The 26,428-nt window shown below is 67.9% G+C and carries 31 protein-coding genes and 1 pseudogene; 12 read left to right on the forward strand and 20 right to left on the reverse strand.

Features of this window, described 5'->3' with window-relative positions:
• Nucleotides 1-78: 78 nt before the first annotated feature.
• On the reverse strand, nt 79-675 hold the full coding sequence (orn, locus tag ACZYRS_RS24915; RefSeq protein WP_463421392.1) for an oligoribonuclease: 597 nt from the start codon (nt 673-675) through the stop codon (nt 79-81).
• A 59-nt stretch (nt 676-734) separates the two neighbouring features.
• On the opposite strand from orn, the gene ACZYRS_RS24920 reads away from it, so the two are divergent.
• Genes ACZYRS_RS24920 through rsgA form a run of 3 tightly spaced genes read left to right on the forward strand, consistent with a single transcriptional unit; the run spans nt 735 to nt 3,354 of the window.
• The gene (locus tag ACZYRS_RS24920; RefSeq protein ID WP_463421393.1) at nt 735-2,000 is read left to right on the forward strand and encodes a M48 family metallopeptidase; all 1,266 of its coding nucleotides are present in this window, start codon (nt 735-737) and stop codon (nt 1,998-2,000) included.
• A 31-nt stretch (nt 2,001-2,031) separates the two neighbouring features.
• Nucleotides 2,032-2,382, forward strand: coding sequence for a 4a-hydroxytetrahydrobiopterin dehydratase (locus ACZYRS_RS24925; RefSeq protein ID WP_463421394.1), 351 nt, complete (start codon nt 2,032-2,034; stop codon nt 2,380-2,382).
• 12 nt (nt 2,383-2,394) lie between these two features.
• Entirely contained in the window at nt 2,395-3,354 is a 960-nt protein-coding gene (rsgA, locus tag ACZYRS_RS24930; RefSeq protein WP_463421395.1) for a ribosome small subunit-dependent GTPase A, read from the forward strand.
• Here rsgA and hisC read toward each other — a convergent pair.
• The 7 genes and pseudogenes from hisC to rpsP all read right to left on the reverse strand — a co-directional run bounded on the left by hisC (nt 3,348) and on the right by rpsP (nt 8,455).
• On the reverse strand, nt 3,348-4,436 hold the full coding sequence (gene hisC, locus ACZYRS_RS24935) for a histidinol-phosphate transaminase (protein ID WP_463421396.1): 1,089 nt from the start codon (nt 4,434-4,436) through the stop codon (nt 3,348-3,350). The two genes, rsgA and hisC, sit on opposite strands and share 7 nt — an antisense overlap.
• A gap of 10 nt (nt 4,437-4,446) precedes the next feature.
• On the reverse strand, nt 4,447-5,448 hold the full coding sequence (locus tag ACZYRS_RS24940) for a CobD/CbiB family protein (RefSeq protein WP_198788175.1): 1,002 nt from the start codon (nt 5,446-5,448) through the stop codon (nt 4,447-4,449).
• Between the two features lie 41 nt (nt 5,449-5,489).
• The gene (locus tag ACZYRS_RS24945) at nt 5,490-6,230 is read right to left on the reverse strand and encodes a CoA pyrophosphatase (RefSeq protein ID WP_463421397.1); all 741 of its coding nucleotides are present in this window, start codon (nt 6,228-6,230) and stop codon (nt 5,490-5,492) included.
• A gap of 122 nt (nt 6,231-6,352) precedes the next feature.
• Nucleotides 6,353-6,736, reverse strand: a complete 384-nt coding sequence (gene rplS / locus ACZYRS_RS24950) for a 50S ribosomal protein L19 (protein ID WP_042582524.1) — start codon at nt 6,734-6,736, stop codon at nt 6,353-6,355.
• A gap of 121 nt (nt 6,737-6,857) precedes the next feature.
• Nucleotides 6,858-7,595 (reverse strand): annotated as a pseudogene (gene trmD / locus ACZYRS_RS24955) (tRNA (guanosine(37)-N1)-methyltransferase TrmD); the annotation flags it as partial.
• A gap of 25 nt (nt 7,596-7,620) precedes the next feature.
• Nucleotides 7,621-8,175, reverse strand: coding sequence for a ribosome maturation factor RimM (rimM, locus tag ACZYRS_RS24960; RefSeq protein WP_463421398.1), 555 nt, complete (start codon nt 8,173-8,175; stop codon nt 7,621-7,623).
• A 16-nt stretch (nt 8,176-8,191) separates the two neighbouring features.
• Entirely contained in the window at nt 8,192-8,455 is a 264-nt protein-coding gene (gene rpsP, locus ACZYRS_RS24965) for a 30S ribosomal protein S16 (protein WP_013540078.1), read from the reverse strand.
• A 180-nt stretch (nt 8,456-8,635) separates the two neighbouring features.
• Between rpsP and ACZYRS_RS24970 the strand changes: the two genes are divergently transcribed.
• Nucleotides 8,636-9,160, forward strand: a complete 525-nt coding sequence (locus tag ACZYRS_RS24970; RefSeq protein ID WP_463421399.1) for an N-acetyltransferase family protein — start codon at nt 8,636-8,638, stop codon at nt 9,158-9,160.
• Nucleotides 9,157-9,603: a TM2 domain-containing protein gene (locus tag ACZYRS_RS24975; RefSeq protein ID WP_013540076.1), complete on the forward strand. Its 447-nt coding sequence runs from the start codon at nt 9,157-9,159 to the stop codon at nt 9,601-9,603. The genes ACZYRS_RS24970 and ACZYRS_RS24975 overlap by 4 nt, the downstream gene beginning before the upstream one ends.
• 7 nt (nt 9,604-9,610) lie before the next feature.
• On the opposite strand, the gene ACZYRS_RS24980 is transcribed toward ACZYRS_RS24975, so the two are convergent.
• The 5 genes from ACZYRS_RS24980 to hda all read right to left on the reverse strand — a co-directional run bounded on the left by ACZYRS_RS24980 (nt 9,611) and on the right by hda (nt 14,470).
• The gene (locus ACZYRS_RS24980; RefSeq protein WP_463421400.1) at nt 9,611-10,621 is read right to left on the reverse strand and encodes an anion permease; all 1,011 of its coding nucleotides are present in this window, start codon (nt 10,619-10,621) and stop codon (nt 9,611-9,613) included.
• 14 nt (nt 10,622-10,635) lie between these two features.
• Nucleotides 10,636-11,280, reverse strand: coding sequence for a DUF47 domain-containing protein (locus ACZYRS_RS24985; RefSeq protein ID WP_124463399.1), 645 nt, complete (start codon nt 11,278-11,280; stop codon nt 10,636-10,638).
• Between the two features lie 182 nt (nt 11,281-11,462).
• Nucleotides 11,463-12,122 (reverse strand): 2-amino-4-hydroxy-6-hydroxymethyldihydropteridine diphosphokinase, encoded by a 660-nt coding sequence (folK, locus tag ACZYRS_RS24990; RefSeq protein ID WP_463421401.1) that lies wholly within the window; start codon nt 12,120-12,122, stop codon nt 11,463-11,465.
• Nucleotides 12,119-13,765 carry a polynucleotide adenylyltransferase PcnB gene (gene pcnB, locus ACZYRS_RS24995; protein WP_463421402.1) on the reverse strand — a complete coding sequence of 549 codons (1,647 nt, stop codon included), beginning with the start codon at nt 13,763-13,765 and terminating at the stop codon, nt 12,119-12,121. The genes folK and pcnB overlap by 4 nt, the downstream gene beginning before the upstream one ends.
• Nucleotides 13,766-13,783: 18 nt before the next feature.
• The gene (gene hda / locus ACZYRS_RS25000; protein ID WP_332875280.1) at nt 13,784-14,470 is read right to left on the reverse strand and encodes a DnaA regulatory inactivator Hda; all 687 of its coding nucleotides are present in this window, start codon (nt 14,468-14,470) and stop codon (nt 13,784-13,786) included.
• Between the two features lie 133 nt (nt 14,471-14,603).
• Between hda and purM the strand changes: the two genes are divergently transcribed.
• From purM to ACZYRS_RS25025, 5 genes are all read left to right on the forward strand, one after another.
• Nucleotides 14,604-15,644, forward strand: coding sequence for a phosphoribosylformylglycinamidine cyclo-ligase (purM, locus tag ACZYRS_RS25005; protein ID WP_463421403.1), 1,041 nt, complete (start codon nt 14,604-14,606; stop codon nt 15,642-15,644).
• A gap of 49 nt (nt 15,645-15,693) precedes the next feature.
• A complete protein-coding gene (locus tag ACZYRS_RS25010; RefSeq protein WP_463421404.1) occupies nt 15,694-16,779 on the forward strand; it encodes an AI-2E family transporter in 1,086 nt (361 codons plus the stop codon).
• A 123-nt stretch (nt 16,780-16,902) separates the two neighbouring features.
• Complete coding sequence (locus ACZYRS_RS25015) at nt 16,903-17,469, forward strand: cysteine hydrolase family protein (protein WP_463421405.1); 567 nt, start codon at nt 16,903-16,905, stop codon at nt 17,467-17,469.
• Entirely contained in the window at nt 17,466-18,095 is a 630-nt protein-coding gene (locus ACZYRS_RS25020) for a DJ-1/PfpI family protein (RefSeq protein WP_463421406.1), read from the forward strand. Before ACZYRS_RS25015 ends, ACZYRS_RS25020 begins: the two co-directional genes overlap by 4 nt.
• Nucleotides 18,062-19,060: a GlxA family transcriptional regulator gene (locus ACZYRS_RS25025; RefSeq protein WP_463421407.1), complete on the forward strand. Its 999-nt coding sequence runs from the start codon at nt 18,062-18,064 to the stop codon at nt 19,058-19,060. Before ACZYRS_RS25020 ends, ACZYRS_RS25025 begins: the two co-directional genes overlap by 34 nt.
• On the opposite strand, the gene ACZYRS_RS25030 is transcribed toward ACZYRS_RS25025, so the two are convergent.
• Entirely contained in the window at nt 19,057-20,283 is a 1,227-nt protein-coding gene (locus ACZYRS_RS25030) for an RNA polymerase sigma factor (RefSeq protein WP_463422532.1), read from the reverse strand. The two genes, ACZYRS_RS25025 and ACZYRS_RS25030, sit on opposite strands and share 4 nt — an antisense overlap.
• A gap of 89 nt (nt 20,284-20,372) precedes the next feature.
• Here ACZYRS_RS25030 and ACZYRS_RS25035 point away from each other — a divergent pair, with 89 nt between their 5' ends.
• Nucleotides 20,373-21,353 (forward strand): formylglycine-generating enzyme family protein, encoded by a 981-nt coding sequence (locus ACZYRS_RS25035; RefSeq protein ID WP_463421408.1) that lies wholly within the window; start codon nt 20,373-20,375, stop codon nt 21,351-21,353.
• Between the two features lie 9 nt (nt 21,354-21,362).
• Here the strand turns inward: ACZYRS_RS25035 and ACZYRS_RS25040 are convergent, their stop codons facing one another.
• The 5 genes from ACZYRS_RS25040 to murJ form a co-directional block, all read right to left on the reverse strand.
• Nucleotides 21,363-21,779, reverse strand: coding sequence for a YciI family protein (locus tag ACZYRS_RS25040; RefSeq protein WP_198788190.1), 417 nt, complete (start codon nt 21,777-21,779; stop codon nt 21,363-21,365).
• Nucleotides 21,780-21,807: 28 nt separating this feature from the next.
• Nucleotides 21,808-22,236, reverse strand: a complete 429-nt coding sequence (locus ACZYRS_RS25045; RefSeq protein ID WP_198788191.1) for a YciI family protein — start codon at nt 22,234-22,236, stop codon at nt 21,808-21,810.
• A 129-nt stretch (nt 22,237-22,365) separates the two neighbouring features.
• Nucleotides 22,366-22,806: a bleomycin resistance protein gene (locus ACZYRS_RS25050; protein WP_463421409.1), complete on the reverse strand. Its 441-nt coding sequence runs from the start codon at nt 22,804-22,806 to the stop codon at nt 22,366-22,368.
• Nucleotides 22,803-23,657, reverse strand: coding sequence for a SirB1 family protein (locus ACZYRS_RS25055; RefSeq protein WP_463421410.1), 855 nt, complete (start codon nt 23,655-23,657; stop codon nt 22,803-22,805). Before ACZYRS_RS25055 ends, ACZYRS_RS25050 begins: the two co-directional genes overlap by 4 nt.
• Nucleotides 23,658-23,737: 80 nt before the next feature.
• Nucleotides 23,738-25,291, reverse strand: a complete 1,554-nt coding sequence (gene murJ / locus ACZYRS_RS25060) for a murein biosynthesis integral membrane protein MurJ (RefSeq protein ID WP_463421411.1) — start codon at nt 25,289-25,291, stop codon at nt 23,738-23,740.
• Between the two features lie 117 nt (nt 25,292-25,408).
• Here murJ and rpsT point away from each other — a divergent pair, with 117 nt between their 5' ends.
• Complete coding sequence (rpsT, locus tag ACZYRS_RS25065) at nt 25,409-25,723, forward strand: 30S ribosomal protein S20 (protein ID WP_007831346.1); 315 nt, start codon at nt 25,409-25,411, stop codon at nt 25,721-25,723.
• A 133-nt stretch (nt 25,724-25,856) separates the two neighbouring features.
• Here rpsT and ACZYRS_RS25070 read toward each other — a convergent pair whose 3' ends face one another.
• Nucleotides 25,857-26,261 (reverse strand): DUF3579 domain-containing protein, encoded by a 405-nt coding sequence (locus ACZYRS_RS25070; RefSeq protein ID WP_198788195.1) that lies wholly within the window; start codon nt 26,259-26,261, stop codon nt 25,857-25,859.
• Nucleotides 26,262-26,428 lie beyond the last annotated feature (167 nt).

Here is a 26,428-nt window from a genome sequence, read left to right on the forward strand (position 1 = left end):
CTTTGACAATTGCAAATCAGCGAAGCCTGCGATTATGGCACGGCTTCGGGTTTTTACCTAATCTCTTGTCGATGAACCTCAATCGGTCAGACGCAGGAAGGTTTCCCGGTAATGGGCCAACTCCTCGATGGACTCGTGCACGTCGGCCAGGGCAGTGTGCGCCTGCTGTTTCTTGAAAGCGCTGTAGGCCGAGGGCTTCCAGCGCTTGGCCAGCTCCTTCAAGGTGCTGACGTCCAGGTTGCGGTAGTGGAAGTACGCCTCCAGCTTGGGCATGAACTTGACCAGGAACCGCCGGTCCTGCCCGATGGTGTTGCCGCACATCGGCGAGCCGCTGCGGGGGATGTACCTGGCGATGAATTCCAGCAGTTGCTGCTCGGCCGCGGCCTCGTCGAGCGTGGAGGCCTTCACCTTGTCGATCAGGCCGCTGCGGCCATGGGTGCCCTTGTTCCAGGCGTCCATGGCGTCGAGCACGGCGTCGCTCTGATGGATGACGAGCACGGGGCCGTCGATGCGGGGCGTGAGGTCGGGGCCGGTGACGACCACGGCGATCTCGAGAAGGAACTCTTTCTCGGGGTCCAGGCCGCTCATCTCGCAGTCCAGCCAGACCAGGTTCTGGTCGCTTCTCTTCAAAGTGGGCACGGCTGCGGGGGGCGTCGGGTCAAGGGATTCGGGCATCGAAGGATTGTCGCCCAAGGCCTGCGCCCCGAATTACCGGGGACTAAACTCGCCGCTCCATGTCCTATTCGCTCATCTTCACCATCGCCTTCGCGGCCGCGCTCGTTGCAGGCCTCGTCGTGAAGTTCTGGCTCGCTTCGCGGCAGGTGCGCCATGTGGCGCAGCACCGCGGCACCGTGCCGGAAGCTTTCGCGCAGACCATCACGCTCGCAGCCCACCAGAAGGCGGCCGACTACACGATCGCCAAGGCACGCTTCGGCCTGGTCGAGATGGCCTGGAGCGCGGCACTGCTGCTGGGCTGGACGCTGCTCGGCGGGCTCGACGTGCTGAACAAGCTGCTGCTCGTGGCGCTGGGCGGCGGCATGGTGCAGCAACTGGTGCTGCTGGCCGCCTTCGCGGCCATCGGCGGGCTGCTCGAGCTGCCATTCACGCTGTGGCAGACCTTCCGGCTCGAAGAGCGCTTCGGCTTCAACAAGATGACCTGGAAGCTCTGGCTGGTCGACACCGTCAAGTCGACGCTGCTCGGCGCGCTGATCGGCCTACCGATCGCGGCGCTGATCCTCTGGCTCATGGGCGCGGCCGGCACGCTCTGGTGGCTCTGGGCCTGGGCCGCGTGGATGGGGTTCAACCTGCTCCTGATGCTGATCTACCCGACCTTCATCGCGCCGCTTTTCAACAAGTTCAAGCCGCTGGACGACCCCACGCTGAAAGCGCGCGTCACCGCATTGATGAAGCGCTGCGGCTTCGCGGCCAAGGGCCTGTTCGTGATGGATGGCAGCACCCGCAGCGCGCACGCGAATGCGTACTTCACCGGCTTCGGCGCGAGCAAGCGCGTGGTGTTCTACGACACGCTGCTGCGCCAGTTGAATGCCGGCGAAGTGGAGGCCGTGCTCGCGCACGAGCTCGGCCACTTCAAGCACCGCCACATCGTGAAGCGGCTGGTCGCGATGTTCGCGCTGAGCCTTGCCGGTTTTGCGCTCCTGGGTTGGGTCTCGACGCAGGTCTGGTTCTATAGCGGCCTGGGCGTGCAGCCGAACATGTCGCCGACCGCGCCCAACAGCGCGCTGGCCCTGCTGCTGTTCATGCTCGCGGTGCCGGTGTTCGGCTTCTTCGTGGCACCGCTGCCGGCACGTCTTTCGCGCAAGCACGAGTTCGAGGCCGATGCCTACGCCATCGCGCAGACCAGCGGCGCCGACCTCTCCGCCGCCCTGCTCAAGCTCTACCAGGACAACGCATCGACGCTCACGCCCGATCCGGTGTTCGTCAAGTTCTACTACTCCCATCCGCCCGCGTCCGAGCGCCTCGCGCGCATGACCGCGGCGTGATCCACCACCCCACCTTTCAGCAGAGCCCCACATGAGCAGCATGTTCAAACCCAAGGATTGGAAGAACCTTCCTGCCCGCCACGCACTGAGCGCCACCGAGATCGTGTCCGGCCTCGCCAAGCTCGACGGCTGGAAGCTCACCGGCGACGGCGCCGATGTCGCGATCGAGAAGACCTTCACCTTCGCCAACTACTTCGAGACCATCGCCTTCGTAAACGCGCTGGCGATGGTGGCGCACACGCAGGACCACCACCCCGACCTGTCGGTGCACTACAACCGCTGCGTGGTGCGCTTCAACACGCACGACGTGAAGGGCCTGTCGGTCACCGATTTCGATTGCGCGCGGCAGGCCGACGCGCTGGTTGCGAGTCCCGCCGCGTGAGGACACACGCCTGTGGCTAAGCCGGGCCGCGCCGCCTTCACCCCCGCTGCGCACAACACGGGGAAGGCGCACCACGACGGCCTCGTCGTCGCCAGCCATGGGCGTCACTGCCTCGTCGAAACACCCACGGGGGAGCGGCTGATCTGCCACCCGCGCGGCAAGAAGAGCCAGGCCGTGGTCGGCGACCGCGTGCGCTGGCAGGCCACCGAGGACGAAGGCACCATCGAAGAGGTGCTGCCGCGGCGCAACCTCTTCTACCGGCAGGACGAGATTCGCACGAAGTCGTTCGCGGCGAACCTGGACCACGTGCTGATCCTGATCGCGGCCGAGCCGGAATTTTCGGAGCACCAGTTGGCGCGCGCGCTGATCGCGGCGGAGGCGCAGCGCATCACGCCGATCATCGCGCTCAACAAGAGCGATCTGGTCGAGCCGTTCGAGCGCGCCTGGACCAAACTGGCGCCCTATCGCCGCATGCACCACGGCGTGCTGCCGCTCTCGCTCAAGGCGTCGGGCGAGGCGGACTACGCGTCGCTGATGAAGCTGCTGTCCGGCAAGTCCACGCTCGTGCTCGGCCCTTCCGGCTCGGGCAAGAGCACGCTGACCAACCTGCTGGTGCCGGGCGCGACCGTGCTGACCCAGGAGATTTCGCAGGCGCTGAATTCGGGCAAGCACACGACCACCAGCACCACCTGGTACTGGATCGACGAAGCCCGCACCACCGGCCTGATCGACTCGCCGGGCTTCCAGGAATTCGGCCTGAACCACATCGAGCCGATGCAGCTCGCCGGGCTGATGCCCGACATCGCCGAGCACACGGGGGACTGCAAGTTCTACAACTGCACCCACCTGCACGAACCGGGCTGCGGCGTGATCTCGAACGTCGAGACGTCGACGCATGCGGGCCCGATCAGCGTATCGCGCTACCGGATCTACGGCGAGCTGTTCGCCGAGTTGAGCCAGACGCGCTACTGAGCGTCCAGGATGACCTGCAGCGCCTGCACCAGCGCGCTGCACTGCTCGCGGGTGCCGATGCTGATGCGCAGGTACTGCGCGATGCGCGGCTGCTTGAAATGCCGCACCAGCACCGCACGCTCGCGCAGCAACGCGGCCAGCTCGGCCGCATCGCGCTGCGGATGGCGCGCGAACACGAAGTTGGTCTGCGAGGGCAGCACCTCGAAGCCCAGGTCTTCGAGCTGCAGGTGCAGCCCTTCGCGGGTGTCGACGATCTTGTCGCGCGTGGTGGCGAACCACGCCTCGTCCTCCAGCGCCGCGACGGCACCCGCCGTGGCGAGCCGGTCGAGCGGATAGGAGTTGAAGCTGTCCTTCACGCGCACCAAGGCGTCGATCAGGTGTTGCTGGCCGCAGGCAAAGCCGACGCGCAGGCCGGCAAGCGAGCGCGATTTGGAAAGGGTCTGCACCACGAGCAGGTTCGGATACTTCCCGATGAGCGGCAACGCGCTCTCGCCGCCGAAATCGACATACGCCTCGTCCACCAGCACCACGCGATCGGGGCATGCTGCGAGCAGTCGTTCGATCTGCGACAGCGGCAGCCCGACGCCCGTGGGCGCGTTCGGATTGGCGATCACGATGCCTGCACATCCGCTGCGTGCACGGGCCGCAATAGCCTCGATGTCGATGCGGAGGCCTTCATCGACCGGCTGCAGCTCGCAGGCGATGCCGTAGAGCTGGGCATAGACCTTGTAGAAGCTGTAGCTCACGTCGGGCATCAGCAAGGGCTCGGCCTGCTGGAAGAAGGCGAAGAAGGCGTGCGCGAGCACCTCGTCCGAACCGTTGCCCGCGAACACCTGGTCGACGGCGAGGCCGTGCCGCCGCGCCACCGCTTCGCGCAATGCAAGCGAAGTGGGATCGGGGTAGCGCTCCAACCCGCTCGCCGCGGCTTGCTGAATGGCGTCGACGGCCAGCGGCGATGGCGGATACGGGTTCTCGTTGGTGTTGAGCTTGACGAGGTTCGCGATGCGAGGCTGCTCGCCGGGCACGTAGGGCTCGAGCGCGCCGATGCGCGGACTCCAGAAGGCCGGCGTTGCGGTGGCCATGTCGCGCCCCTCAGCCAAGAAGACGGGCGAGCGTCAACAGCGCCAGCAGCACCATCCACATCACGACCGAGCGCCAGACGAGTCCGACCACGCTGCGCAGATGGCCGGGCTCGGGCTCGCGCCCCGGCGTGCTGCCGCTGTCGGGCCTGCGGCCATCGATCACGGATTCGCCGGCCTGCGCGCGCGGCAGCGGATCGGTGACCGGAATGGGGCTCAGCGAGCCGCCGCCCAGGCGCACATTGACCGCGCCGGAAGTGGCCGCGAGGATCACGCCGTCGTTCTCGTTCGGAAAGCGCCGGGCGTCGTTGCGCCAACAATCGATGGCCTCCTCGAAGCTGCCGACCACCGCGAAGCCCAGCGCCGTGATGCGCGCCGGCAGCCAGTCGATGCCGTGCCAGGCGCTCTCGGCGGCCTGCTGCACGGAGACGCTCGACGGTTGCACCGCGGCGCCGTTCTTGTGGGCCCAGTAGCGTGCGACGAATTCGCTCATCCGGTAGAACACCGCGCCGGCCGGTCCGAGGCCGATGGCGGCGAGCACCGAGAACCAGGCCAGCACGCCGAACACGTGGCGGTGCGCGGCGATGACCGAATGCTCGATCACGTGGCGCACGATCTCGCTGCGCTTCAATTCGGCGGCATCGACGCCCTGCCAGTGCGCGAGCAGCGAACGCGCGAGCGGCTCGTCGCCCTCGTCGAGCGCGTCGCGGATGTCGGTGAAGTGGTGGCTGAACTGCCGGAAGCCCAGCGTGACATAGAGCACCGCGATGCTCCAGAGCACCGCGAACGGCAGGCCCAGCGTGAGCACCAGCAGCCAATGCACGCCGAGCGCGACGAACGTGGGCACGAAGACGGCGAGCCCCCAGGCGATCCATCCGTGATGGGGCTTGCCCGCATCGAAGTTGCGGCTGGTCCAGCGGGTCCACGCGAGAACGGTGCCGTACACGGGGTTGTGAGGGCCCAGCGGCCTCACTTGCTCGATCAGCAACGCGCACAGGATGGCAAAGAAGCTCATCCTTCGATGATAGCGAGAGAGCCCGCGGGTTCAGCCGGGATTCAGGCGCTGAGGAAACGGTAAAGATTGCGCAGCATGCCGGCGGTGGCGCCCCAGACGAAGCGCTCGTCGGCGCCGTCCTGGTAAGGCATCGAGTACCACTGGCGCTTCGTGCCGTCGGGGGCGGGCACGGTGTGGTGGCGGTGGTTGGCCGGGTCCATCAGCCACGCGAGCGGCACTTCGAAGGCATCGGCGACTTCGTAGGGATTGAGGGTGAGTTCGAAGCCGGGCTGCACCAGCGCGACCACCGGCGTCACGATGAAGGAGGTGACCGTCGTGTAGGTCGGCAGGTTGCCGAGCACCTCGGTGTATTGCGCCGAGAGGCCGACCTCTTCCCACGCCTCGCGCAAGGCGGCGGCCGCGACGTTCGCGTCCTCGGGGTCGACACGGCCGCCGGGAAACGCGACCTGCCCCGAATGGGTCGACAGGTGCGCGGTGCGCTCGGTCAGCAGCACGGTCGCGCCTTGCGGACGTTGCACGATCGGCACGAGCACCGCGGCCTGGGCGGGGGTGCGCTCGGTCATTCGCGGCTCGCGGCGCAGCTCGGGGGTCCAGACCGGCGGTGTCTCGAAACGCGTCCGCAGGGCCTGCGCCGTCAACTCGTCGTGCGGCACGGCCGACAGTCCATCGCTCCTTATCGCGAAAGGCGCCTTGCGCGGATCGAACGGCGGCAGCGTGGACGGCGCCACGGCGTTGACGGGTTCGAGCGAGGGGTCCTGCGAGGAAGTGGATGAGGAGGTCAAGAGATGAAGTGCCGGAGCCGGAATGAAGAAGTAGAGCGGAAAAACGAAAAGTTGTCTTTGGGCGGAAGCAACAACGCAAAAAGCCGCCAGAGCGGCGGCTTTTTGCACTGCAGGAAAACGGCTTACTTGGCGGCCGCTGCTGCTTGCGACTTGCCCGGCAGCTTTTCCTTGATACGTGCCGAACGGCCGCTGCGATCGCGCAGGTAGTACAGCTTGGCGCGGCGCACATCGCCACGACGCTTGACTTCGATGCCGGCGATCAGCGGGCTGTAGGTCTGGAACGTACGTTCCACGCCTTCGCCGCTGGAGATCTTGCGCACGGTGAAGCCGCTGTTGAGGCCGCGATTGCGCTTGGCGATCACGACGCCTTCGTAGGCCTGCACGCGCTTGCGGGTGCCTTCGACGACGCTCACGCTGACGATGACCGTGTCACCGGGCATGAAATCGGGGATCTTCTTGCCGAGGCGGGCGATTTCTTCCTGCTCGAGGGTTTCGATGAGGTTCATGATTTCCTGATATTCGATCGTGTCGGGCTACACAAAAGGCGCCGTTGGTATCTGTCACCCTGGGATGAGCAGAAGGCCAGGCGCGGCCGGGCAGAGGATCGGGGAGCCCGAGATTATAGCTTTTTTTCAGCACCGTCTCATCGGCCTTGTCCAGGCGGCCGGCGGCGCGGGCGGTATCGATGAGGTCGGGGCGCCGGGCGGCCGTCATGGCCAGACGCTGGTCGCGGCGCCAGCGCTCGATCTGCGCGTGGTGACCCGAGAGCAACGGCGCCGGAACGCCCTGCCCGTTCCACTGCTCGGGCCGGGTGTAATGCGGGCAGTCGAGCAGGCCGTCGAGCGCGGGATTGAAGCTGTCTTGAACGTGGCTCGCCTCGTCGCCGAGCACGCCGGGTTGCAGCCGCGCCACGGCGTCGAGCAGCGCCATGGCCGCGATCTCGCCGCCCGAGAGAACGAAGTCGCCCAGGCTGATCTGGTGGGTGACGCGCGCATCGATGAACCGCTGGTCGATGCCTTCGTAGCGGCCACAGACCAGCACCGCGCCCTCGCTGGCCGACCACTTCTCGACCGCCTCATGGCGCAGCGCCTCGCCGATGGGGGAAAACAGGACGACCGGCGCCTCCGCCCCGCGCGCGGCCAGCGCCGCATCGAGGCAGGCCGAGAGCGGCTCGGCCATCATCACCATGCCGGGGCCGCCGCCGAAGGGCCGGTCGTCCACGCGCTTGTAGTTGCCCTGCGCGAAATCGCGCGGATTCCAGAGCACGACCTCGACCTGCTTCGATTCGTAGGCGCGGCGCGTCACGCCGCTGGCCATGAAGGGCGCGAACAGTTCGGGAAAGAGCGTGAGGACGTCGAAGCGCATGCGCGCAATGCCGGTATCGGCGGGATCAGAAATCGGGTTGCCAGTCGACCGTGATGAGACGGCCAGGCAGGTCGACCTTGTCGACGAAGACAGCGACGAAAGGCACCATCCGTTCGACGGCCTTGCCGTCTTCTTGAGCGGCAAGCACCAGCGTGGTCTGCGGGCCGGTGGCGAGCAGTTCGCGCACCGTGCCGAGCACGACGCCTTCGCGGTTGACGACCGAAAGGCCGATCAGGTCGACCCAGTAGTACTCGTCGTCGCCGGCCGTGGGAAAGCTGGAGCGCGGCACGAACACGCGCGCGCCGCGCAGGGCCTCGGCCGCATTGCGGTCAGGCACCTCTTCGGACGAGGCGACGATGCAGTCGGAATGTTCTTTGGCTTCGCGGATCGCGAGCCGGAAAGCGGCGTTCGCCGAGGCTCCGGGAGCCTGCAGGAACCAGCGCTTGGAAGAAAAAAGCGCCTCGGGCTGGGCGCTGTGGGGCAGGACCTTGAACCAGCCCTTGATGCCCCATGCATCGGCGATGCGTCCTACCTCGATCGCATCCGCCGGCAATTCGGCGGTTTCGAGTGCGGGCAACATCGCCGTGCGTGACGGCTTAGGCTGCCGCCTTGGGGGCTGCGGCTGCAGCTTGCTTGATCAGGCGCAGGACCGTGGGCGAGGCTTGGGCGCCAACGCTCTTCCAGTAGGTCAGGCGGTCCTGGGCAATGCGGATGCTTTCTTCGTTTTCCTTGGCGGTCGGGTTGTAGAAACCCAGGCGCTCGATGAAACGGCCATCGCGGCGAACGCGCTTGTCCGACACGACGATGTTGAAGAAGGGACGGCCTTTGGAGCCGCCGCGGGAGAGTCGAATGACGACCATGATTTATCCTTGGGTGGTCAGCGAGCCAGTTGGATGAGAAAGAGGCCCGCTCACAATGTTCTTCCAGCGTCGAGACACGCGACATGGCCACCCGGCCAGCGACACGCTGAAAAGCCTGCGATTATAGCCCGCTACGCGTTTTCTCCGAATTTTCGGCCCCGCGCCGTCTCTTTTTCACCCATGACCCTCTCCATTCGCCCCAGCCGCGACGACGACGTCGCGGCCATCACGGCCATCTATGCCCACCATGTGCTGCACGGCACGGGCACCTTCGAGACCGAGGCGCCCTCGGCCACCGACATGGCCGCGCGCCGCGCCGACGTGCTGGGCAAGAACCTGCCCTACCTGGTCGCCGAGGAAGACGGCCAGGTGCTGGGCTTTGCCTACTGCAACTGGTTCAAGCCGCGCCCGGCCTACCGCTTCTCCGCGGAAGACTCGATCTACATGGCGGAGTCAGCACGCGGCAAGGGTCTGGGCGCCAAGCTGCTGTCCGCGCTCTCGCAGGCCGCCGAAGCCGTCGGCGTGCGCAAGCTGATCGCGGTGATCGGCGACTCAGCCAACGCCGGCTCCGTCGGCGTGCACCGCACCCAGGGCTTCACGCACGTGGGCGTGCTGAAGGACTGCGGCTGGAAATTCGGCGAATGGCGCGACGTGGTCCTGATGGAAAAGGTGCTCGGCGAAGGCAGCACGACAAAACCCGAATGAAAAACAAAACTACCGCAGCGTGGCTCTCCTTCCTCGGTGGCCCCCTGGGCCTGCACCGCTTCTACCTGCGCGGCATGGGCGATTTGCTGGGCTGGCTGCTGCCGATTCCGACGGCGCTTGGCATTTATGGCATCGAGCGCGTGCGCATGTACGGCGTGGACGACGGCCTGAGCTGGGCGCTGATTCCGCTGCTGGGTTTCACCATCGCAGGCTGCGCGCTGACAGCCATCGTCTATGGGCTGATGGCGCCCGAGAAGTGGAATGCCCGCTTCAACACCAGCGCCCCTGAAGACGCCGCGCCGGGCCAGACGAACTGGTTCACGATCGGCGCCGTGGTGCTCTCGCTCTTCTTCGGCAGCACGATCCTGATGGCCAGCATCGTGTTCAGCTTCCAGCGCTACTTCGAGCACCAGATCGAAGAAGGCCGAAAGATTTCGCAGTAGCCGCCGGTCAGAACAGCTGGATGCTGAGCCAATAGGCCATCGCGGCCACGAAGGCCGAGGCTGGGATCGTGAAGATCCACGCCCACACGATGTTCCCCGCCACGCCCCAGCGCACCGCGCTCGCGCGCTGCGTGGAGCCCACGCCGACGATGGCGCCGGTGATGGTGTGGGTGGTCGACACCGGAATGCCCAGCGCCGTTGCCAGGAACAGCGTCAGCGCGCCGCCGGTCTCGGCGCAGAAGCCGCCCACGGGCTTCAACTTGGTGATTTTCTGGCCCATCGTCTTCACGATGCGCCAGCCGCCGAACATGGTGCCCAGCGCGATGGCGGTGTAGCAGCTCACGATGACCCAGGTGGGCGGTGCCGCGTCGCCGGACGAGGCGTAGCCGGTCGCGATCAGCAGCATCCAGATGATGCCGATGGTTTTTTGCGCGTCGTTGCCGCCGTGGCCCAGGCTGTAGGCGCCGGCGGATACGAGCTGCAGCCGCCTGAACCATCTGTCCACCCGCGAGGGCGTGGCGCGCCGGAAGCCCCAGGCCACCGCGATCATCATCATCGAGCCCAGGAGAAAGCCCAGGAGCGGCGACACGAAGATGAACGCCACCGTCTTCCAGATGCCCGAGGCCACCAGGCCCGTGGTGCCTGTCTTGGCGATCACCGCGCCCACGATGCCGCCGATCAGCGCGTGCGACGAACTGCTCGGAATGCCGTAGTACCAGGTCACCAGGTTCCAGCTGATGGCGCCGATGAGCGCGCCGAACACCACGTGCACGTCGACCACACCGGGCTGGGCGATGCCCTTGCCCACCGTGGCCGCCACGCTCAGGTGGAAGATGAAGATCGCGACCAGGTTGAAGAAGGCCGCGAACACCACGGCCTGCCCCGGCTTGAGAACCCCGGTGGAGACCACCGTCGCGATCGAATTGGCGGCGTCGTGGAACCCGTTCATGAAGTCGAACAGGATCGCGAGCACGACCAGCACTATCACCACCCAGAGGGCGACCTGAACCGTTGCCATCGGTTGCTACCCGCTCAGGAATTCTCGAGGACGATGCCCTCGATCACGTTGGCCACGTCCTCGCACTTGTCGGTGATCGTCTCCAGGAGCTCGTAGATCGCCTTGAGCTTGATCACCTCGCGCACATCGGGCTCCTCGCGGAACAGCTTGCTCATGGCGCTGCGCATCACGCGGTCGGCGTCCGACTCGAGGCGGTCGATTTCCTCGCAGGTCTTGAGCACGGCCTCGGCCACGGCCGGGTCGGCGATCTTGCCGAGGAACTTGACGGCGTCCTTCAGGCGGTCGCAGCACTTCACGCTCAGGGCCGTCAGGCGCACGATCTCGTCGGTCATGTGGCGCACGTCGTACAGCGCCATCGTCTCGGCCGAGTCCTGGATCAGGTCGGCCACGTCGTCCATCGTGTTGATGAGCTTGTGGATCTGCTCGCGGTCGATGGGCGTGATGAAGGTCTTGTGGATCAGCCGGTTGACGTCGTGCGTCACGCGGTCGGCCGCGCGCTCGGCGTTGTCGACGTCGCGGTTGTACTGCTCCCGCAGGTGCACGTCGCTGTAGTTGGCAACGAGTTGCTCGAAAGCCCTCGCCGCCTCCACGATGCGCTCGGCGTGCTGGTTGAACATCTCGAAGAAATTGCCCTCGCGGGGCAGCAGCTTGCCGAACATGGAAACTCCTGGGGTGTGCCAACCACAACGGGATGACACCTTCATGAAAAACCGGCGAAGTTTAACGGGCGCGGCGATTGTGTCCCGGCGGCCGGCTTTTCTCGGCCGCTGGATCGGCTGAAATCAGTCGGCCGTCCGCCGAGACGGCGCAAGGCAACGCATGTCGCTTGCCGTGCGCTTTTTCAGACGATGCGCTTGACCACCTGGCCCGTGACGCGTGCCAGCGCCGCGCGCGGCACCTTGTCGGGGGCGATCTCGGCGAGCGGCTTCAGTACGAAGGCGCGCTCGCGCATGCGGGGATGCGGCAGGGTCAGCGTGGGCGTGTCGATCACCGAGTTGCCATGCATCAGCAAATCCAGGTCGAGCGTGCGCGGCGCATTCGGGAACGGCCTTTCGCGGCCGGCCTGCGTCTCCAGGCGCTGCAATGCCACGAGAAACTGCTCGGCATCCAGCCCGGTGCGCACGGCCACCACGGCGTTGACGAAATCGGGGCCTTCGGCATCCACCGGCTCGCTGCGGTAGAGCGACGAACGGGCGGTCACCGTGGTGCGCTGCAGCGCGCCGATGGCAGCCATGGCGGCCTTCACCGAGGCCTCGGCATCGCCCAGGTTGGCGCCGATGGCGACGAAGGCCTGCACGGTCGGGTAGTCCTCGCGCGGGCCGCGGGGGCGGCTCGTGGGGGCACGGGCGGGCGCACGGCGTGCGGGCGGACCGCTGGGCGGCCCTTTTCTGGCGCCGGCCGGCGCGGGCCTGGCACCGCCCGCGCGCGGCGGTGCGGCCTTGGCCTTGTCACTGGACTTGGAGGCCTTCTTGCCGTCCTTCGGCTGGTCGGACGCGCTCATGCGCCCTCGGCGCTCCCGCCGCCCTCACCACCACCGCCGCCACCTCCGGTGCGGGGCTTGCGGCGGCGCCGGCGCTTGCGCGCCGCGGGCGCCTCGCCATCGGGCGGCACGGCGCCGGCCTCGACTTCGACTTCCTCGTCCTGCTCCGAATCCTCGGCCTGCTGGGCCGGGGCCTCGCCCTGACGCTGCCGGCCGCTCGGCTCGCTGCGGGGCTTGGGCGGCGGGGGCGTCTCGCGCACCCGCACGCGCTGGCGGGTCTTCTGCTCGTCGCGCACCTGCTCGAGGAGGTCTTGCCGGCGCACGTCGTCGGCGGTGCTGAATTCCTGCCACCACTCGGCAATCGCCTCGCTGACCTCGCCCACGTCGGCGCGCAGCCGCATGAAGTCGAAGGCGGCGCGAAAGCGCGCCTGCTCGACCAGGCTGTAGGGCGTGGAGCCGGTGCGCTTGTCGAAGCGCGGCTGCATCATCCAGATCTCGCGCATGTCGGCCGCCAGCTTGCCGCGGCCCGAGACGTCGCCGATGCGCGAATTGAACACGTCGTCGATCGCGTCCTGAAGCGCCGGGAACGGCGGCTGCGGACGCTGGCCGTGGCGGCCTTCCTGGCGCTGGGCCCAGCCGTCGCGCACGTCGGCCCACAGCACGCAGGCCAGGAGGAAACTGGGCGCCACGGGCTTGCCTTCGCCCACGCGGCGGTCGGTGTCCTGCAGGGCCGCCTTCACGAACGGCTGGTCGGCACGCTCGACCACCACGTCCAGCAGCGGATAGATGCCGGTCGCCAGCCCGAGCTTGCGCAGCTGCTCGACCGTGGCGATGGCATGGCCGGTCTGCAGGAGCTTGAGCATCTCGTCGAACATGCGGCTCTGCGGCACGTCGGCCAGGAGCTTGCTCGATTCGATCAGCGGCGCGGCCGTCTTGGCTTCCATCTTGAAGCCCAGCGCCGCGAGCTTGGCAGAGAAACGGATCGCGCGAATGATGCGCACCGGGTCTTCGCGGTAGCGCGTGACCGGGTCGCCGATCATGCGCAGCGTGAGCTTCTGGGCATCCTTGATGCCGTTGTGATAGTCCACCACCACCTGGTTGGCCGGGTCGTAGTACATGGCGTTGACGGTGAAGTCGCGGCGCGCCGCGTCTTCCTCCTGCGGGCCCCAGACGTTGTCGCGCAGCACGCGGCCGCTGGCGTCCACGGCGTGCTTCATGCTCGCGAGTTCGCCCTTGCTGGTGCGCTCGTTGCCGGCCACCTGCTCGGCGGCGGCGCTGTCCATGTAGGCGCGGAAGGTCGAGACCTCGATCACTTCATGTTCGCGGCCCCGGCCGTACACCACGTGCACGATGCGAAAGCGCCGCCCGATGATGAAGGCGCGGCGAAACAGCGACTTGACCTGCTCGGGCGTGGCGTTGGTGGCCACGTCGAAGTCCTTGGGGCGCAGGCCCAGCAGCAGGTCGCGCACCGCGCCGCCCACCACGTACGCCTCGTAGCCCGCCTGCTGGAGCGTGGTGACCACGTTCTTGGCGCGTTCGTCGACCAGGGCCGGATCGATCTTGTGAACCTCTGCCGGCACCTCCTGGCGCTTGCCGAAGCGGCTCTTGCCCTGTGTGCCGCCGGCGGATTTGCCCAGCAGCTTGTCGATGAATGTCTTGATCATTGGTTGTGAAAGCTCTTCTTATTCGTTTTCGAGCATGGATCGGATGAGCGGGATGGTGATCGCGCGTTGTGTCTGGAGCGCGTAGCCGTCGAGCTGCGTGAGCAGCTCCATCAGGCTTCCGAGGTCGCGGCTGAAGCGGTGCAGCATGAAATCGAGCACGTCGTCCGACAGCATCACGCCGCGCGCATCGGCCGCCTGGCGCAGCACCGCGCGGCGTTCGGTTTCGCTCAGCACGTGCAGGTGGAACACGTGGCCCCAGCCCAGGCGGGTGCGAAGGTCTTCCCGCAGCGGCAGGTCGGCCGGCGGCAGCGCGCCGGCGGCGACCACGCCGCGCTGCAGGGTCTGGGCGTTGACGAACCAGTTGAAGGCCGCGTGCTGCTGCACGGCGGTGTAGAGGTGCACGTCATCGAGCAGCACGGCGCCCCAGCGCTCGTCGAACTCGGGCGGCTCCAGGAGGCCCGCGTGCAGCCAGCCCACGCTGGCGCCCTGCTCGCGCAGTGCGACGCGCACCGATTCGAGCAGATGGGTCTTGCCACTGCCGCCTTCGCCCCACAGATAGGTTGGCACCGGCGAATGCAGCGCAGGGCTGCCGGCGCTGCCCACCCACACTTGCAGGTGGCGCAGCGCCGCCTCGTTGGGGCCGGCAAAAAAGGCGTCGAAGCTGGGGCCCGTCGCAATGCCGATATCGAGCGCGAGCTGTTTCATCCCGGGAAGGTTCATGGAGGGGGCCGCTGGGGCCCTTAAAATCAACAGGAATTCTATCGGCCCGGCCGCTGCGGTTGCCGGCGCCTCTACCACCCCGCCTCTTGTGGGCTCTCTTGTTGGCTTTCGCACACCCATGACTTCCCCTACGCCCACCCCGCTCAGCTACAAGGATGCCGGTGTCGATATCGATGCCGGCGACGCGCTGGTCGACCGCATCAAGCCCCTGGCCAAGAAGACCATGCGCGAGGGCGTGCTGGCCGGCATCGGCGGTTTCGGCGCCCTGTTCGAGGTGCCCAAGCGCTACAAGGAGCCGGTGCTGGTGAGCGGCACCGACGGCGTGGGCACCAAGCTCAAGCTGGCGTTCGAGTGGAACATGCACGACACCGTCGGCATCGACCTGGTGGCCATGAGCGTCAACGACGTGCTGGTGCAGGGCGCCGAGCCCCTCTTCTTCCTGGATTACTTCGCCTGCGGCAAGCTGGACGTGGACACGGCCGCCGCGGTGGTCGGCGGCATCGCCCGCGGCTGCGAGCTCTCGGGCTGCGCGCTCATCGGCGGCGAAACCGCCGAAATGCCCGGCATGTACCCGGCCGGCGAATACGACCTGGCGGGCTTCGCGGTCGGCGCGGTCGAAAAATCGAAGATCCTCACCGGCCAGGACGTCAAACCCGGCGACGTGGTGCTGGGCCTCGCCTCGGCCGGCGTGCATTCCAACGGTTTCAGCCTGGTGCGCAAGGTGATCGAGCGCGCAGGCGCCGACCTCCCCGCCACGCTCGACGGCAAGCCCTTCCGCGAAGCCGTGATGGAGCCCACCCACCTCTACGTGAAGCCCGTGCTCGAGGCGCTGGCCAAGCACCCGATCAAGGCGCTCGCCCACATCACCGGCGGCGGCCTGCTGGAGAACATTCCGCGCGTGCTGCCCGAAGGCACCGCAGCGCACCTGAAGAAGGGCAGCTGGCCGCAGACCGAGCTCTTCGCCTGGCTGCAGAAGGTCGCCGGCATCGACGACATCGAGATGAACCGCACCTTCAACAACGGCATCGGCATGGTCGTGGTCATTGATGCGGCCGAAGCCGCCGCCTGCGCCGCGACGCTGCGCGCCTCGGGCGAGCAGGTGCACGAGATCGGCGTCATCGCCGAGCGCGGCGAAGGCGCCGCGGTGGTCGTGGGCTGATCGCCCCAGGCTCCGCACTCCCTCCCGAGCAGCCGCACCCGCATCCCGGATGGCCAAGAAGCCGCAACCCTCCTTCACCGCCGCCGCACCCGCGGCGCCCATCGTCCGGCCGACGGCCTCGCGCGGCGTCATGCTCGCCAGCTACCTGCTGATGCTGGGCGCGCTGATGCTGGTGATGTGGGAGCACCTGCTGCCCGGCCTCATCTGCGTGTGCATCGGCTTCCTGGTCACGCGCTGGCTCGCCCGCCTGCTCGAAAAGGGCCTGCTGCGCATCCCCGCCATGCGCTCCGGCGCCGCCGGCTGGGCCGGTGTGCTGGCAGTGATCGTGGTGCTGCTGGCGCCGATCGCGCTGGTCACGCTGGGGCTGTCGCAGGCGCGCGAGTACATCGTCGATGCGCCCGACCAGTACCGCGAACTGCTCGACTACACCGCCCGCACCGTGCTCGAGCTGCGCTCCAAGCTGCCGCCCGACATCGCGACCTACCTGCCCGAAGGCGCCGCCGAAATCCAGCGCGTGATCGCCAATTACCTGCGCGCGCAGGCCGGCGCGCTCGCGATGGCCGGGCGCGCCTGGCTGCACGGGCTGCTCTTTTCCTATGTGGGGCTGATCGTCGGGAGCCTCGCCGCCGTCGCGGCCGCGCCGCTGCGGCGCAAGCCCCTGGCCGAGCAGCTGCACCAGCGCGTGGAGACCTTCGGCGAGGCCTTCGCCCAGATCGTCGCGGCCCAGTTCTGGATCGCCGCCTTCAACACGCTCCTGACCGCCATCTTCCTGCTGTTCCTGATGCCGCTCTGGGGCGCGCACCTGCCCTACACGCCGGCGCTGATCACCCTCACCTTCCTGGCCGGGCTGGTGCCGATCGTGGGCAACCTGGTCTGCAATTCGGTGATCACGCTAGTGGGGCTGTCGGTCTCGCCCGTCACGGCGGCGGCCTGCCTGATCTTCCTGATCGTGATCCACAAGGCCGAGTACGTGATCAACGCCAAGGTGGTCGGCGCGCGCACGCAGATGAGCGTGTGGGAGCTGCTGGCGGTGATGTTCGTGGCCGAGGCGGTGTTCGGGCCGGCCGGGCTGGTGGCGGCGCCGCTGTACTACGCGTACCTGAAAAAAGAGCTGCAGGCCGCGTCGCTGGTCTGACGGCTTGGCAGCGCCACAGGACAACGATGTCCTGATCTGATCGGTTCTGGTCCGCATCGGCGCGGACCAGGGGCCGGGGTCGCAGAAGAATAGGCGGCATCATTCACTATGCCTTCCACCGCCATGAAAACCTGTCTGATTGTGATCGACGCCCAGGAATCGTTCCGCCAGCGCGCCTACTGGAACGATGGCGTCGCGGCGCCTTATTTCGCCGCCCAGAACGCGCTCGTCGAAGGCGCTGGCGCGGCGGGCCTGCCGATCGTGCGCATCTTCCACGTCGACGAACCCAGCGATGCGAGCAACCCGTTCGCCGTCGAATCGGGCCATGTCCACCCCATCGAGGGGCTCGCGCCTTTCAAGGCGGCGGCCACGTTCACCAAGCACCGCCACAGCGCGCTGGTCAACAGCGGCCTGGATATCTGGCTCACCGAGAACGGCGTGCGCCGGCTGATCGTGAGCGGCATCCGCACCGAGCAGTGCTGCGAAACCACCACCCGCCACGCCTCGGACCTGGGCTGGGAGGTCGACTACGTGACCGACGCCACGCTGACCTTCGACATGGTGCAGCCCGACGGCCGGCCGCTGCTGGCGGCCGACATCAAGTCGCGCACCGCCGCCGTGCTGGCCGGGCGCTTCGCGACGATCTGCAGCGTGGCGCAGGCGCTGGAACGCGCGGGCGCGGCGGCATGACCACCCTGCGCGTGCTGATCCTGGCCTACGACGGCGTCGAGGCGCTGGATTTCGCCGGCCCCTTCGAGGTGTTCACCACCGCGAGCCGGGTCAGCCAGCGCATGCAGCCGGGCACGCCGGCGCCGTTCGACGTCGCTTCGGTCGCGCTTGCGCCGCACGGCCAGCCGGTGCAGGCGCGCGCCGGCCTGCAACTGCTCGCCGACCACACCATCGCAAGCGACCCGGCCGCCGACGTGCTGATCGTCCCCGGCGGCGTGGTCGATGCGCCGATGGCAAGCCCCGAAACCCTGCGCTGGATCGCCGATTGCGCGGCCGGCGCGCAGCTCGTCGCCTCGGTCTGCACCGGCGTCTTCCTGCTCGCCAGGAGCGGCGTGGTGACGCAGGAGGCCGTCACGACGCACTGGGAAGACATCGCCGACCTGCGCGCGCAGTTCCCGAAACTGGACGTGCGCGACGACGTGCGCTGGGTCGACACCGGCCGCATCGTGAGTTCCGCCGGCATCAGCGCGGGCATCGACATGAGCCTGCACCTCGTGGAGCGCCTGGCCGGACGCACGCTGGCCGAGCGCACCGCACGCCAGATGGACTACGCATGGACCCACAACACCAGCCACCCATCCGCGTAGTCTTCGTGCTGCTGCCCGGCAGCCTCGTGCTCGACTGGGCGGGGCCGGCCGAGGCGCTGCGCATCGCGAACCAGCGGCTGGTGGCGTCGGGGCGACCCGAGCGATTCTCGATCGAATTCGCGAGCCCGCGGCCGACGTCCATCGCTTCGGTCGGCATCGCGCTCGCCGGGCTCTCGCCCCTGCCCACGCAGTGGCACGGGCCGGCCTGGGTGGTGCTGGTCGGCCTGCCCGGCGACACCATCGCCATCGACAACCCCGAGACGCAGGACCTGCTGCATTGGCTGCGCGGCCAGCGCTTCGAGCGCGGCCGCGTCGAGTTGGTCACGGTCTGTGCGGGCGCCGTGCTGGCGGCGCACGCCGGCGCGCTCGCGGGACGGCGCGCCACCACGCACCACCACCACCTGGACGAACTGCGCGCGGTGGAGCCGCGCTGCGACGTGGTGAACAACCGCGTGTTCGTGATCGATCCGCCGCTCTACAGCAGCGCCGGCGTCACGACCGGCGTGGACCTCGTGCTGCACCGCATCGCCGAGACCTGCGGCGAAGCGCTCGCCGCGCAGGTGGCGCAGACGATGGTGGTGGCGCTGCGGCGCGGCCCGCACGACCCGGAGCTCTCGCCCTTTCTCGCCTACCGCAACCACCTGCACGCCGCGCTGCACCGCGTGCAGGACGCGGTCAGCGAACAGCCGCAGGCCGACTGGAGCGTGCCGCGCATGGCCCAGGTCGCCCACACCTCGGCGCGGCACCTCACGCGGCTCTTCGTGGAGCATGCGGGCGTGGCGCCGTTGGCCTATCTGCGGCGGCTGCGGCTCGCGGCGGCGCAGTTGGCGCTGTCGTCGGGCGCGAGCGTCACGCGGGCGGCGGAGCTCTCGGGCTTCGGCTCCGACACGCAGCTGCGCCGGGCGTGGCATCAGTTCGGGCTGCCCGGCTCACCCTCGGAAGCGAACACCGCACTGAAGACTTAGGCCGTGCAGGCCCGTGCGCGCGCCCGCAGCAACGCCTGCTCGCGCGTGTTGCGCGTGAGCGAGGCAGCGCGGTCGAACTCCCTGCGGGCCTCGTCGCGGCGGCCGAGCTTGACCAGCAGGTCGCCGCGCACCGTCGGCAGCAGGTGATAGCCCTTGAGCGCCGGCTCGTCCATGAGCGCATCGACCACCTCCAGCCCCGCCGCCGGCCCGAAGGCCATCGACAGCGCGACCGCTCGGTTGAGCTCGACGATGGGCGACGGCGCGAGTTCGGCCAGCGCGTCGTAGAGCGCGGCGATGCGCGGCCAGTCGGTTTCCTCGGCGGTGCGCGCGCGGCCGTGGCAGGCGGCGATGGCGGCCTGCAGCGCGTAGGGGCCGAGCGCGCCGAGCGCCTCGGCGCGCGCCAGGCCCGCAAGGCCACGGCGGATCAGCAGCTGGTCCCAGCGCGCGCGGTTCTGCTCGAGCAGCAGCACCGGCTCGCCCGAAGCGCCGACGCGCGCGGCGGTGCGGGAGGCCTGGATTTCCATCAGCGCCACGAGGCCGTGCACCTCCGACGCGTCGGGCACGAGCCCGGCCACGATGCGGCCCAGGCGCATCGCCTCGTCGCAGAGCGCGGGGCGCATCCAGTCGTCGCCGGCGGTGGCCGAGTAGCCCTCGTTGAAGATCAGGTAGAGCACCTCCAGCACCGAGGCCAGGCGCACCTGGAGTTCGTGCCGACGCGGCACTTCGAACGGCACGCGCGCTTCGAGCAGCGTGCGCTTGGCGCGCACGATGCGCTGCGCCACGGTGGCTTCGGGCACGAGGAAGGCGCGGGCGATCTCGTCGGTCGTGAGGCCGCCCATGAGGCGCAGCGTGAGCGCCACGCGCGCCTCGGTCGAGAGCACCGGGTGGCAGGCGGTGAAGACCAGGCGCAAGAGGTCGTCGCCGATGTCGTCGTCCAGCGCCGCATCGACCGCTTCGGCGAAATCGGCCTGCGCCATCTCGTGCTGCGCGTCGAGCTCGCGGCCGATCTCGGGCGCCTTGCGCTCGGCCAGCTGGCCGTGGCGCAGGCGGTCGAGCGCGCGGTGCTTGGCCACTTGCGTGAGCCAGGCGGCGGGGTTGTCGGGCACGCCGGCGCCGGGCCATTGCTCCAGGGCGGCGACCAGCGCGTCCTGCGCCAGTTCTTCGGCCAGCCCCACGTCGCGCACCATGCGCGCGACGGTGGCGATGATCTTGGCCGACTCCATGCGCCAGACGGCGTCGATGGCGCGGTGGATGGCGGCTTCGTCGCCGGCGCTCACTCGACCGCTCCTTTCCCGCTCGCTAGCATGCGGCCATGACACGATGCCTCCTGATCCTGTGCCTCATCGCGGGCTGCGCCCAGGCTGCCGCCGAGATCGAGGTCGAACGCAACAGCCTGGGCATGGCCTTCGTCAAGGTGCCGGCCGGCGAATTCACGATGGGGAGCGACGAGGCGCCCGAGACGCTGGCCGCTGCTTATCCCGAATTGCCGAAGGAGCGTTTCACCCAGCTGAGTGACGAAGGGCCGGCGCACCGCGTGCGCATCACGCACTCGTTCTGGATGGGCCAGCACGAGGTGACGGTCGGCCAGTTCCGCCGCTTCGTCGAAGCCTCGGGCTACGTGCCCGAATCGGTCGCCGACGGCACCGGAGGCTACGGCTGGCGCGCCGACTACGACCCAGCCAAAACCCGCCGCGGCGATGCCTTCGAGGGACGCGACGTGCGCTACTCCTGGCGCAACCCGGGCTTTGCGCAGGGCGACGACCACCCGGTCGTCAACGTGACCTGGAACGACGCACAGGCGCTGGCCGCGTGGCTGAGCAAGTCCGAGGGCCGGCGCTACCGGTTGCCGACCGAGGCCGAGTGGGAATACGCCTGCCGCGCCGGCACCCGCACGCGCTACAGCGCGGGGGACGGTCCGCAATCGCTGCTGCGCTCGGCCAACGTGTTCGACGCGCGCACCGCAGGCTATTGGCCGCGCTGGGCGCCAATGGCGCTCAAGGGCGACGACGGCTTTGCGTTCACCGCGCCGGTCGGCAGCTTCGCGCCGAACGCCTGGGGCCTCTACGACATGCATGGCAATGCCTGGGAATGGGTGGCCGATTGGCATGGCGAGGAATACTACGCGCGCTCCCCGGTGGACGACCCGCAGGGCCCGGCCGAAGGCACGGTGCGGGTGCGCCGCGGGGGCTCCTGGCACACCTGGCCGTTCTATGCGCGCGCCGCCTACCGCAACTGGAATGCGCCGGACACGCGCTACACGCTGGTGGGCATCCGGCTCGTGCGCGAACAATGAATCAGGCTGTTATTTCTTCACCGTCTGCATCGACGGGAAGCCCTCGGCCACGGCCTGCAGGTCGGGCGAGAAATCCTCCAGCTCCTGGATCTGGCGCACCTCGATGACCTCGTTCTCGCCGCCCGGGCAACGCGTGGCCCATTCGATGGCCTCGGCGCGCGAGGCGACCTCGATGACCCAGTAGCCGCCGAGCACTTCCTTGACCTCGGCGAAGGGGCCGTCGACCACCTTTGCCTTCTTTCCCGGAAAGCTCACGCGCGCGCCCATCGAGGGCGGGTGCAGGCCGTCGCAGCTGATCAGCACGCCGGCTTTCTGCAGGGATTCGTTGTAGGCCATCATCGCGGCCATCGCCTCGCGGTCCTCGGGCATCGTGCCGGGCGCGGCCGTCTCGTAGCCGTGGGGAATCATCAGCATCATGAATCGCATGGTGTTTTCTCCTTGGGATGCGGTGGGCTCAGCCGGCGGCGCCGGTGCGCTTGGCGGATTCGGCGCGCAGGCGGTCTTCCTGGGCGAGCAGTTCGGGCGTCATCGAATCGCCGAAATCGGTGGCTTCGAACACCTGGCGAATCTCGATCTCGCCTTCCTGGAAGGGGCTGCGCTTGATCCACTCGATGGCCTCTTCCTTGGACTTGACCTGCAGCAGCCAGAAGCCGGCCAGCAGCTCCTTGGTTTCGGCGAAGGGACCGTCGATGACGGTGCGCTTCAAGCCTTCGCAGCGCACGCGCGCGCCCTTGGCGCTGGGGTGCAGGCCCTCGCCCGCCAGCATCACGCCGGCCTTGACCAGCTCTTCGTTGAACTTGCCCATTTCCGTGAGGATCTCGGTGCTGGGCATCACGCCCGCTTCGGAATCCTTGTTCGCCTTGACCAGAATCATGAATCGCATGTCGTTTCTCCTGAAGGTTGATGAAATCGGGAGCCGCTGAATTGGCGTGCTCCTGTACTCACGTCGGACGAACGGAAGCGGGATCGACACGTTCGCATCGGTCCAGATGTAATTTTGTGTTTCAAAAATTCAGGGCAGGTAGCCGCAGAAGCGCAGCACGTGGCCATCGGGCTCGCGGATCGCGAATTCGCGCAGGCCCCAGGGCTGGGAGACGGGCGGCTCGACGACCGTCACGCCGCGCTTCACATAGGCGGCGTGCAGGCCGTCGATGTCCTTGCCCACGTGGATGACGATTTCGCCGCGCCAGGGCGGCGTGCCGCGCGTGTTGCATTGCCACAGGCGCAGGTAGACCGGATCGCCATGGCTGCCGTCGCCTTTTTTTACTCGCGCGTAGCTGGGCGGCTCGCCGGCGATGAAATCGAGCTCGAAGCCCAGCACGTCGCGAAACCAGCGCGCGGCCCGCGAAACGTCCGAGACCGGCAGCACCGGCTGCACGCCGTGGAACTGGTGCAGGGTGCCCAGGTCGGGCGCCGCGCCGCCAACGCCACTCACGCCGGCCTCGGCGGTCATCCGTTGGCCGTTCGGCGCAGGGCGGCCACGCGCTCGGCGATGGCGTCGATGTCCAGCGCGTCCTCGGCGTTGGTCAGGTAGACCTCCAGGTCGCGCACCGCCAGCGCCGTGTTGCCCTGCTCCGCGTGCGCGATGCCGCGGTCGCGGTACTCGCCCCAGGCGCTGGGCAGGAGCGCGATGAGGCGGTCCTGCACGGCGATGGCGCGTTGCCAGTCTTCCTGCGCGCGGTGCACTTCCTTCAGGTTGCGCAGCATGCGGCTGATGATCTCGCGCGAACTGGCCGGCTGCAGGTACAGGCCCAGCGGCACGTCGAAGTCGCCGACCAGGCCGTTGCTGCGCTTGTACGGCTCCAGCCGCTCGCCGAGCTCTTCGCGCGAGAGCGACTTGCCGGTGAACGGATCGATCACCACCTGCCCCTTGGGCAGCGTGACCTTGAGCATGAAGTGCCCCGGAAAACCGATGCCGCGCGCCTGCAGCCCGAGGCCTTGCGCGAGCTCCATCCACAGCACCGCGAGCGAAATCGGGATGCCGCGGCGGGTGCGCAGCACGGCATTCAGGTAGCTGTTGTCGGGGTCGTAGTAGTCGTTGACGTTGCCGCCGAAGTTCAGGTCGTTGAAGAAGAACTGGTTCAGCGCGCGCAGCCGGGCGAGCGGTGCGGCATCGGCCGGCAGGCGGCGCTTGAGGCGGGCCAGGAGCTGGTCGACGTCGCCCAGGACCTGCTGGACGTCCAGCTCGGGGTACTCGTCCTGCGCCAGGCTGGCAGCGGCCTCGAGCAGCGGGAATTGGTCATCGCTGCGGACGAGCGACTCGAAATATTCCAGAGCGGTCGGGACCTGAAATGTGAACGTCATGTGTCTTTGTAGAGGAGCATCCGGGGAGCGTCAAGGCGGGACACACGCGTATTGCCAAGCGGCCGAACGGCCAACACGGCTCACCGGCGCATGAAACTGCGCAGCCGCACCCCGACCGCCGCCAGGATGGCGAAATAGATCAGCGCGGCGCCCGCAACAAGAGCGGCCAGCAGGCCGATACGGTGCAGCGGCTGCGCGCGCAGGCCGATCCAGTCGAAATAGCGCGCGCCCCACGCGAGGAACGCCGCCAGCACCAGCGTGCCGGCCAGCACCTGCAGCGTGAACTTGCCCCAGCCGGGCTCGGGCGCGTAGCTGCCGCGGCGGATGAGGCCCACCAGCAGCCAGGTCGCATTGACCAGTGCGCCGATCGCGATGGTGAGCGTGAGCGCCGCATGCTGCAGCACCGGCACCAGGAAGAAATTGAGCACCTGGGTGAGGATGAGTACGCCCACGGCGATCAGCATCGGCGTGCGCGTGTCCTGCTTGGCGTAGTAACCGGGCGCGAGGATCTTGATGGCCACGATGCCGACGAGGCCCACGCCGTAGCCCATGAGTGCCAGCGTGGTGCGCTTGACGTCCTCGTCGCCGAAGGCGCCGTTGTGGAAGAGCACGGCGACCAGCGGCTGCGCGAAGAGCAGCAGCGCGATGGCGCACGGCGCCGAGAGCAGCACCACGAGGCGCAAACCCCAGTCGAGCAGTGCAGAGTAACGGGCGTCGTCCTTGGCGGCGCGGGCGCTGGACAGCTGCGGCATCAGCACCACGCCGAGCGCGACGCCGAGCATCGCGGTGGGAAATTCCATCAGCCGGTCGGCGTTGACGACCCAGGTCACGCTGCCGGTCGCTAGGTGAGAGGCGATCTGCGTGTTGATGAGCAGCGAGATCTGCGCAACGCTCACGCCCAGCAAGGCGGGCAGCATGAGCTTCATCACCTTGCGGGTGGTCGGGTCGGCCCAGGCGGTGCGCAACGCCTTGAAGCTCGTGCCGAGGCGCGGCATCAGGTTGAGGGCGCGCAACGCCGGAATCTGCAGCGCCAGCTGCAGCACGCCGCCGACCAGCACGCCCACGCATTGCGCATAGATCGGCTCGATGCCATAGCGCCGGAACAGCGGCGCGCCGACCACGATGGAAAAGATCAGCGCCAGGTTCAGCAGCACCGGCGACGCCGCCGGCACCGCGAACTTGCGCCAGGTGTTGAGGATGCCGCCGGCCAGCGCCACCAGCGACATGAAGCCGATGTAGGGGAACATCCAGCGCGTCATGACGATGGCCGCGTCGAAGCCTTTCAGGCCGCTGGCCATGGCCCAGACCAGCAGCGGCGCGCCGACCACGCCGGCCACGCAGACCACCAGAAGCGTCCAGGTCAGCAGCGTGGCGACGTGGTCGATCAGCTCCTTGGCGCCCGCTTCGCCGCCCTCGGTCTTGCGCGCGGCCAGCACGGGGACGAAGGCCTGGCTGAAGGCGCCTTCGCCGAAAACGCGCCGAAAGAGGTTGGGGATGCGGAAGGCGACGTTGAAGGCGTCGGTGAGCGCGCTGACGCCGAACACCGAGGCGAAGAGCACGTCGCGCACGAGGCCCGTGATGCGCGAGGCGAGGGTCAGGAGAGAGACGGTGGAGGCGGATTTGAGCAGGGACACGGGGGCGAGTGTAGGGCCCCGAAAGTGCCCGAAAAGGCCCGATTCGGAGGAAAAGCCGACCCGGCCTATAATGGAGGGCTTTGCTGCATCATCCTCAGACACCTAAGGAACTAAATCATGGCATCCGCCAAGCCCAAGAAAAAGAACCCGCGCCTCGCCTCCGGCCGTAAGCGCGTCCGCCAGGACACCAAGCTCAACGCTGCGAATACCTCGCTGCGCTCCAAATACCGTACCGCGGTCAAGAACGTCGAAAAGGCTGTTCTGGCTGGCGACAAGACCAAGGCAAGCGAACTGTTCGCGAAGGCCCAGAGCATCGTCGACACCGTCGCCGACAAGGGCATCTTCCACAAGAACAAGGCCGCCCGCGACAAGAGCCGCCTGTCGGCCAAGGTCAAGGCCCTCGCCCTCGCGCCTGAAAAGGCCGCCGCCTGACACCTGTCAGGCAAGCCCGGACCGGAATTCTCCAGTCCGCCGTTTGATCGGGGTGCGCTGCAGCAAAGTGTAAAAAACCGCCTTCGGGCGGTTTTTTCATGGGCGCTCGGTTTGTCGGGCCCGGTTTGTCGATTCAGTCGGCCTTGGGCGGCTCGACGGGAATCACCGGTGCGGCGGGGTCCGAACGCACCACGGCCGCCACCGGCGTCTGCGCGGCCTTCGGCACGGCCGGCGCGGGCGCCGCCGGGCACACCTCGGAGACCTGCAGGTCGTTGTCCTTGGCGAAGTTCACGCAGAAGTCCCAGGCCATGGGCTCGGCATCGCGCAGGTCGCGGTTCACGATCACGCACTTGACCCCGTTGATGGTGGTCGGCTCGCACCACGGCGAATAGCTCAGGTAGCTGCCCGGAAAGGCGCCGCCGGGCCGGAAGGAGCTCATGACGCCCGCCAGCCGCTCGGCCCAGTCGCTGGGGCGGAAGGTCCGGCCATCTCGGGTGATGCCCTGGATGAAGATTTCTTTGGCAGTGGGGGAAATCATCGTTGAGTGAGGCGACCGACGCGCGACCAAGACAGGGTGCTGCGGTGCAGCAACAGATTCTATCCGGGGCACTTTTTGCATCCTGAACGGGGGCATTGCTGTAATGCGAAATCCTCAACGAAGCCGTCAAATCGCACGCCTAGAATCCGCGTTCCCTATCTGGAGAA

The sequence above is a fragment of the Variovorax sp. AC194 genome, assembly GCF_979257995.1.